This window comes from Thalassospira sp., assembly GCF_002709775.1.
Classification (GTDB): Bacteria; Pseudomonadota; Alphaproteobacteria; order Rhodospirillales; family Thalassospiraceae; genus Thalassospira.
Window position 1 is genome coordinate 53,138 of the sequence record NZ_PAQR01000024.1, and the last position, 7,350, is coordinate 60,487.

Here is a 7,350-nt window from a genome sequence, read left to right on the forward strand (position 1 = left end):
CTTTCCATTTACGCCACGCGCAAAATTGCAGTGCGCGCTATTCCTTGAAATCGCTGTGGCAGGCTTTGCAAGTGCGCATCATCTGGCCCAGGGCTGCTTTGAACTCGTCTTCCGAGCCGTTGTTTTCAGCAACAGTTTTGAGGTTCCCGGCAGTGCTGTTCAGTTCATTGGCAAGATCGGTGAATTTCGACCAGTCATCCCAGATATCTGAAAGCGCTTCTGACGGTTTTTCATTGCTGCCTTCCGGGAAAAGGGCGGTGAATGTTTCACCCGAATGGCTTTCAATAATTGCAGCCGATTTTGCGACCTGTGCCGGGTCATAGGGCAGTGCACCCTTCATCATCGGCACCATGATCTTGACCTGCTGGCCGATGGCCTTCATGCCATCCATTCGTTCCTTGACGACGCCGGTCGCGCCTTCATGGGCGATGGCAGCAATGCTGACGGTCATGGAAAGTGCGATGGCGGCACCTGCTAGAACTTTCAAATCTCTCTTCCTTTTTAGATTTTCGGGTTGCGGGAAATTATGACGTTTAAGGGCCAAAACGGGCAAGGATCTGGTTCACAGCACTGACATAGTGCCCGCCAAACAGGCGGACATGAACCAATAGCGGGTAAAGGTTATACAAATCACGGCGTTCTTCAAAAAATCCGGGCGTAATCGGCAGGATTTCATTATATCGCGCGAAAAATTCCGGAGTGAGGTCGCCAAATAGGGTGCCAAAGGATAGCTCGATCTCTCGGTCGCCGTAATAGATAGCCGGGTCGATCAAGCCCGCCAACTTGTCTGAATGGCACAGGATATTGCCACCCCACAGATCACCATGCAGGAGGGATGGAGTACTGTCTGTCGGCAAATATTCCGGCAGTTGATCAATCAATCGATGCAGCCGTGCGACAATACTGCCGGGAAGCTTGCCCTCACTATGGGCACACTCCGCCATATGACGCAGTCGGTGTTCGGCAAAAAAGGTGATCCAGCTTGTTTCCTGGGTGTTGGGTTGATGCAGCCCGCCAATCAGGGTGTCAAAACCAAGTCCGAAGGTATCGGATGTCACCCGATGCTGGGCGGCGAGCTGTTCGGCCAGATCAAGCTGTACTTGGGTGCTCATGTGATTGTCATTGGTAATGAAGCTCATCACCAGACAGGTCGCATCGGCATGGATGACGTCAGGGCAGATGATTGGAGAATGGGATTTGAAATAGCGCAGCATTTCGGCCTCGATCAGAAGGCCTGCATCCTCTGTGGTGCCCTGCTTGATCACCACTCGCCGTCCGTCATCAAGGTCGGCGCGCATTACATTGGCAACGCATCCACCAGAAAGCGGGGTAACGGAACTCAGACCTGCCCCGGTGTGGCGTTTGATCAAATCTGCCAGCGCGCTTTTATCCATGGCGAATCCCGGTTTCGGTTTGGATCTAGATCCCGTGTTTTTCGCGGATGTGCGAAAGCAGGCTGCTTGAGGCTTCCTCGATCATGTCAAACACATGCACAAATCCGTTTGCCCCACCGTAATAGGGGTCGGGCACACTTTGGCCAGCCATGGTCGGATGATAATCAAGAAACATCTCGATCCGGTCATGATGGCTGGCGGGTGCCTGACGGCGCATATCGTGGAAATGCCCGTCATCCATCGCCAGAACATAGTCAAATTCGTAATAGTCGTCCCGGCGGATCTTGCGCGATCGAATGTCGGTTAGGTCGATGCCGCGGCTTTTGGCCATTTCGCGTGATCGCGGGTCGGGCAGTTCACCGACGTGATAGGCCGACAAGCCGCAGCTATCGACGCTAATGTGATCCTCCAGCCCGGCATCGCGCACCAGTTTGCGAAAAACACCATCGGCGGTGGGCGAACGACAGATATTACCGGTACAGACGAACAGAACCTTGATCACGTTATCAATCCGTATTGATGGAAGGGCGCAAAAGAAGGTTTTACAGTGACATGGTCGCATTCCCCGGGCAATGCCCTGTCAGGGTCAAAAGGCTGCGCCATTGACGATTGTGCCAAAAAACACGGTTAATGTAACAGCTTCGTGACATTTTGGATCCTGCGCTGACAGCTCAGTCATTAGTTTGTATGATCGCGCCAATATTTATTGTCTTGGCGCGTTTTGATGCAGGAATTTGTTTCTTTCGGTTTGCATGTTGCCCTGATCCGGCAATTGGCCTGGTTGCCGCGGGGTTATGACCTTGTTCCGGCCGGGACGGTTGTGACCTCTGCCAAGTTGCGCAGCATCATGCTCGCCCTTGAAGAGATTAATGGTCCGGCCGTGCTTGTGCGCCTTGGGCGTTACCTTGCCGCCAAGGAACAGGAACCGATCCTGACCATGTTGCGCCATTCGGCAACCCCGTCGGTCATTGCCGATCGTTGGCGCCGGTTGGAGGGCTATTCTCATGCCCGCGCGCGCAGCGACTTTTCCGTCACCGGAAAATCCATGACGATCCATCGCGGGGTTGTGCGGGGCCAACCGCCGGCACGTGTTGAAAACCTTTTGTCGCTGGGCTTTTTGATCGGCTTGCTTGAAGCAGCCGGGGCCGAAGAAATTGATGCCACCATCCTGCCAAGCCATGGTCCGGCGGTGCGCGTCATGCGCAAGGGCCGGATTAGTGACAAGCTGACCTTTGCCGGGCGCGGATTACGCTTCCGCATCAATTGGGGCAGTTTCGAACAGGTTTCATCTTCCTATCCGTTTATGGCCAATATGCCGGGCACCGCGCCGTCGATCGGGGCGCAGCGGCCAATCGTGCAACAGCTTTGTACCGTGTTGGAACATGACGTTGGGCGCAGCTGGACAATTGACGAGGTTGCCGCCGCACTCGACACATCCGGGCGCACCTTGCAGCGCCGCTTGCAACAGGCCAATAGCCGGTTTTCCGATTTGCTGCGTCTGGTGCGTGTGCGTGAAGCCTGTCGGTTGCTGTATGGCACCAACCTGTCGGTTGGCGAGATTGGCTTTTGGTGCGGCTTTACTGATAATGCCCATTTCTCGCGCGATTTCAGACGCTTGCTTGCCATGCCGCCCTCTGTCTATCGCGAAGCCAGCATCGGGCATGCCGGTCTGACCCGGGCCTGAGGCGCTCCCATTCTTTCGCACGTTCGGTGCCTTCTGCGGACACAGACTGAATGGCACATGATTGACCTGCTTGGTTTCCTTGGGTATCAGCAGCGCGATGCACGAAGTCACCAATCATCGTGCCCCCCTCGCATCCAAGAGGCTGCCATGACCGATTCCATCCAACCTGCAAACGAGTATTCCGGCTTTTTGCCGCCGCGTTTTCACAAACGCCCGGATGCCGATGATGTGATGGTCAAAACATGGACGGTGGGCGATGCCCTGACCGATCATTCGGTGCCTGAAATCCCGGCGGCCCTGTCGCTGTTTTTTGATCTGGTCGCGCCTGCGGGGACGCGCGCCAATTCAAACGGTTTTGCCATGTTGTGGCTTGATCGTCATCCGCATGAAGAACCGGGTTGGCGTCTGTCGATCGGCCATGTCGGATCGGAAGCCAATCTGGAAATGGCGGTGGCCAAGCCGCTTGCCCGATTGGTCGATGCGATGCCGATGGCGAATTTCGAATGCGAAGACTGGCACATGACCCGACCGCTCTGGCGCAAACGGGCAGAGCCGGTGAAGCTTGTTTTCTGGGGTGATTTTGCCAAACATGCGCGCGCCATTCTGGGCCATAGCGATGGTGCATCGTTCTATCAGCCGCTGGGTGCGGGTCTTCGGTCTGACAATTTTGCTGCTATGTTGCCGTTACTCGAAGACATGCTGGGCGCCCCTTTCCTGGGAAACGGCATGGGGTTTGAAGATGCCCTGCGTCTTGGTATCGCCTTGGGGCGGGCGCACCTGATTGAAAGCTGGATCGAGGCCGGCGGTTCTGAAAAGGAACCCTATTTCCGACCAATGAAAATCTGGCATCAGGCGTGGCTTTCCAATGCGCTCATTGATCCGGCGGTGGCAAGCCTTGCCATGTCGGGCAAGCCGCCGATGCCCGCGCTTGATTTTGCAAATGACAGCACACCGGCATCACGCCGGGCAGCCCTTGATGATCTGTCATCCTGGCTGACGACCGTGTTCTTTAGCGATGAATATCCGGCCCTTCGCAATGCCTTTGTTGCCGGGGTGCAAAATGCCGTTTGGCTTGATAGCGACCTGCAGCAATATGTGCAGCCGCAACAGCGGAGCGAGATTTTGCAAGGTCTGATGCCCTATTGCCGCTGGTTCCTTGCCATGGCGCTTTATAATCATCTGGGCAATCTTGCCGCCGGAACGGCGCGCGATGATCAGGTTGCCTTTTATGCCACCATGGTCGATGCGCTGCCGGAACTGGCCCCGCTTGGAGAATTCGCAACCCAGCGCGATATTGAACAGCACATCATCCGGATTGACGCCCCGCGCGCGGCATCGGCGTTTGATACGCTGGTTCTGCCGTTCTGCGATCTTCTGATGCCGCGCCGTCAGTTTGATGCCGCCCGTTCCTGATCAGGCAATCTTCACTGCCAAAGAAAAAGCGCCGTGCGGAGCTTCCGACGGCGCTTTTTTAGTGGCTATTTGATGTGACTTATATCTGATCGGGATGTTCCGGGATCTCGCGCGATGACACGATCAGGAACCGGATCGCAAGGCCACTGACGGCGACAAGGCTTGCAATCGCAATACCCCAGAATAATCCGGGCACGCCCATCTCACGCGTGAAGGACAGGTAATACCCGATCGGGATCATGACAAAGACATAGGACACCAGATGCAAAACCGTCGGTGCCCATTTGTCCCCGGCCCCACGAAGCGCACTGATCGCGGCATTCTGCCCGCCATCAGTCGGGAAAATGATCGGCATCAGGACCAGAACAGACACCGTTGTCGCAATCACGGCAAGGTCTTGGGTGAACAGATGGGCAACCGCGTTTGGAAACAGATAAAGCGGAACGCTCAGCCCCAGCATCACGATCATGGTGGTGAGAAGACCAATCCATCCGGCAAGTGCCATGTCCGGTCGATCCCGTCTGCCATAGGCAATACCAACCCGAACCGAGGTCGCCGAAGCCAGACCAAGGGCGACCATGAACATCAACGCCAGTAGCGTCATGCTGATGCCATAGCTCGCCGCGGCAATTACGCCAAGGCGTCCGGCAAAAAGCTGCATGGCGGCAAAGGCGCCGGTTTCCATGCCCTGACTGGCGCCGGCGGCATATCCCAGATGACGGGCATCGCGAGATCCGCGCCACCACCCGGCAAAGCCATTGCGGATGCCATAAAGGTGATGGCTTTTCATCAACAGGATATAGCCAAGCAAACTAAGCGCCATGATCCAGCGGATGATACTCGATGTCCATGCCGCACCTTCGGCCCCCAGTTCCGGCAGGCCAAAGGCGCCATATACGAGGCCATAATCCAGAACAAGGTTGATGAAGTTCGCGCCAATCATCATCACCATCCCCGGCAGCGGGCGCTGCAACCCTTCAAGGAAGAAGGCACAGGTAATGTAAATAAGGGCTGCCGGCATGCCGATCGACAGAATCATGGCAAGATCACCGGCATGATCGGTGATCTCGGCTGGCTGACCGGTAATGGCAAACAGCCAGTCCGACTGCATGGTCAGAATGGTAAACAGGATGCTGATCAGAATCGCATAGGGCATGGCGTTACGCCAAACCGCACCAGCGGCCATCAGGTTATCGCGCCCCTTGGCATGTGAAGTCATCACCATGACCCCGGTCAGAAGCCCGATGCCCGTCACCATCAAGGATGTGAAAGGTGCATGCGCGATATTAAGATACGCCAGTGCCGCACTGTCATAGTTGCCAACGACAATGGTATCGACCACGGCCATAATCAGCATGCCAAGGCGGGCGATCGTAACCGGCAGTGCGAGCCTGAAAAGTTCGCTTAGATGGCGTTTTACCCGGTTATTGGGATAAAGCGGGGTTGGCGAAGTCGCCGGATCAATGGGGGGCGGTGGACCCGCGGCACCATCTTGTGGGGCAATCGTCATTGGACTGTTTCCTGTTATCTCTATCTGGCAATCAGACGTCGGGATCGTGGTGGCGGTCCGACCTCTGATGCCATTTTGCCCCGTTTAAGTTTTATATGGGGTCTATCTGTGGGCGGCGAACGGTCGCCGGGGAATGGCCATCAGCAACTTGGCCGGATCATCGGTAATGACCGATGTGGCTCCCCAGGAAAACAGCTCCTTGGCGCGTTCAACGTCATTAATGGTATAGCAAACCAATGGCACACCGGCATCGACAATCTCGGCAGCACTGACCGGTGTCAGGGCCTTGTGGTCGATATGAATGGCGGATGCGCCAAGGCGCTCATATTCTGCCTTCCAGTTTTCCGGCAGCGTTTCAAGCAACCAGCCGCATGGCAGGTCCGGCATGTGCTTGCGCATATGGGCAACCGCAGTGTCATCGAAACTTGAAATCAGAATCGGCGGCACGGTCTTGGATGTGCCAAGTTCCTTGATGACTTCCTCGCACAGACGGACCGGCTCACAGCCCGACGGTTTGATCTCTAGATTGGCGCCCATATCCATGAAGTACAGGGTCTCAAGCGTATCGGACAGGGTCGGGATACGTTCGCCCTTATATATGTCTGAAAACCATCCGCCGGCATCAAGGTTGCGAAGGGTCTCGAAATCGCTGTGGTGAATTGGCCCCGTGCCGTTGGTGGTGCGTTCAAGTGTATCGTCGTGAATAAGGACGCACTTGTTGTCAGAACTTAACGTGACATCGCATTCAATCCATTTGGCCCCGCGTGCACCGGCAACGCGGAATGCAGCAATGGTATTTTCCGGGGCTTCAATCGAAGCGCCACGATGGGCGACAATGTGCGGGATCTCGATCACGGATACAGGCCTTTATATATGTGGGGCTGCAACACCGAACACATCTGGCGGATGGCCATTGGTGATCTTGGTGGTGCAAAGAACATCAATGCGATTCTCTTACGCGACTTGGATTGTGTGAAAAAGCGAAAATCTTGTTGCGATTTGAACGTTTCGTTTTTCGTTTTCGCTGCGAAGTCATTGGACTCCATATTGTAATCAAGGACGCAGAGTCGCTTTTTCCGTTGGTTTTCGGTGTTATGCACTGATGTGGGTCGAGCTATGCAAGGATCGGTTTTCTACGTGAAACCCCCGAAAGCCAAGGGTTTGTGCGGACCGTTTCGGGGCTGGAAAAAACAATCGCCGAAAATCTCCATAAATCTCGAAAAAAGGTGTTTACAGGTTTGTATTGGGGCCCTATAACCCGCCTCCACCGACGGGGTGCGGCGCCAACGAGACGGCGACGCGGAACGGGCGGTTCGGGGCTTCGGCCTTTGAGTTCTTTGACATTGTAG

At 55.4% G+C, this 7,350-nt stretch carries 7 protein-coding genes; 2 read left to right on the top strand and 5 right to left on the bottom strand.

The features are described from left to right. Positions 1-37: 37 nt before the first annotated feature. Genes CMO10_RS10015 through CMO10_RS10025 form a run of 3 tightly spaced genes read right to left on the bottom strand, consistent with a single transcriptional unit; the run spans position 38 to position 1,896 of the window. Entirely contained in the window at positions 38-487 is a 450-nt protein-coding gene (locus CMO10_RS10015) for a c-type cytochrome (RefSeq protein ID WP_297021428.1), read from the bottom strand. Positions 488-533: 46 nt separating this feature from the next. Next, on the bottom strand, positions 534-1,394 hold the full coding sequence (locus tag CMO10_RS10020; RefSeq protein WP_297021431.1) for a fructosamine kinase family protein: 861 nt from the start codon (positions 1,392-1,394) through the stop codon (positions 534-536). Positions 1,395-1,419: 25 nt separating this feature from the next. After that, complete coding sequence (locus CMO10_RS10025; protein ID WP_297021434.1) at positions 1,420-1,896, bottom strand: low molecular weight protein-tyrosine-phosphatase; 477 nt, start codon at positions 1,894-1,896, stop codon at positions 1,420-1,422. A 222-nt stretch (positions 1,897-2,118) separates the two neighbouring features. Between CMO10_RS10025 and CMO10_RS10030 the strand changes: the two genes are divergently transcribed. Both CMO10_RS10030 and CMO10_RS10035 read left to right on the top strand, forming a co-directional pair. After that, on the top strand, positions 2,119-3,078 hold the full coding sequence (locus CMO10_RS10030; protein ID WP_297021435.1) for a helix-turn-helix transcriptional regulator: 960 nt from the start codon (positions 2,119-2,121) through the stop codon (positions 3,076-3,078). A 147-nt stretch (positions 3,079-3,225) separates the two neighbouring features. Next, positions 3,226-4,491: a hypothetical protein gene (locus CMO10_RS10035; RefSeq protein ID WP_297021438.1), complete on the top strand. Its 1,266-nt coding sequence runs from the start codon at positions 3,226-3,228 to the stop codon at positions 4,489-4,491. Positions 4,492-4,570: 79 nt separating this feature from the next. Here the strand turns inward: CMO10_RS10035 and CMO10_RS10040 are convergent, their stop codons facing one another. Together CMO10_RS10040 and CMO10_RS10045 are read right to left on the bottom strand one after the other, a co-directional pair. Further along, a complete protein-coding gene (locus CMO10_RS10040; RefSeq protein WP_297021440.1) occupies positions 4,571-6,001 on the bottom strand; it encodes an MATE family efflux transporter in 1,431 nt (476 codons plus the stop codon). Between the two features lie 102 nt (positions 6,002-6,103). Next, on the bottom strand, positions 6,104-6,856 hold the full coding sequence (locus CMO10_RS10045; protein ID WP_297021442.1) for a glycerophosphodiester phosphodiesterase family protein: 753 nt from the start codon (positions 6,854-6,856) through the stop codon (positions 6,104-6,106). Positions 6,857-7,350 lie beyond the last annotated feature (494 nt).

What these genes read in the sequence shown, in the direction of transcription:
- CMO10_RS10020 (WP_297021431.1), bottom strand. Translation starts at nt 1,394, where the DNA reads ATGGATAAAAGCGCGCTGGCAGATTTGATCAAACGCCACACCGGGGCA.
- CMO10_RS10040 (WP_297021440.1), bottom strand. Translation starts at nt 6,001, where the DNA reads ATGACGATTGCCCCACAAGATGGTGCCGCGGGTCCACCGCCCCCCATT.
- CMO10_RS10030 (WP_297021435.1), top strand. Translation starts at nt 2,119, where the DNA reads ATGCAGGAATTTGTTTCTTTCGGTTTGCATGTTGCCCTGATCCGGCAA.
- CMO10_RS10035 (WP_297021438.1), top strand. Translation starts at nt 3,226, where the DNA reads ATGACCGATTCCATCCAACCTGCAAACGAGTATTCCGGCTTTTTGCCG.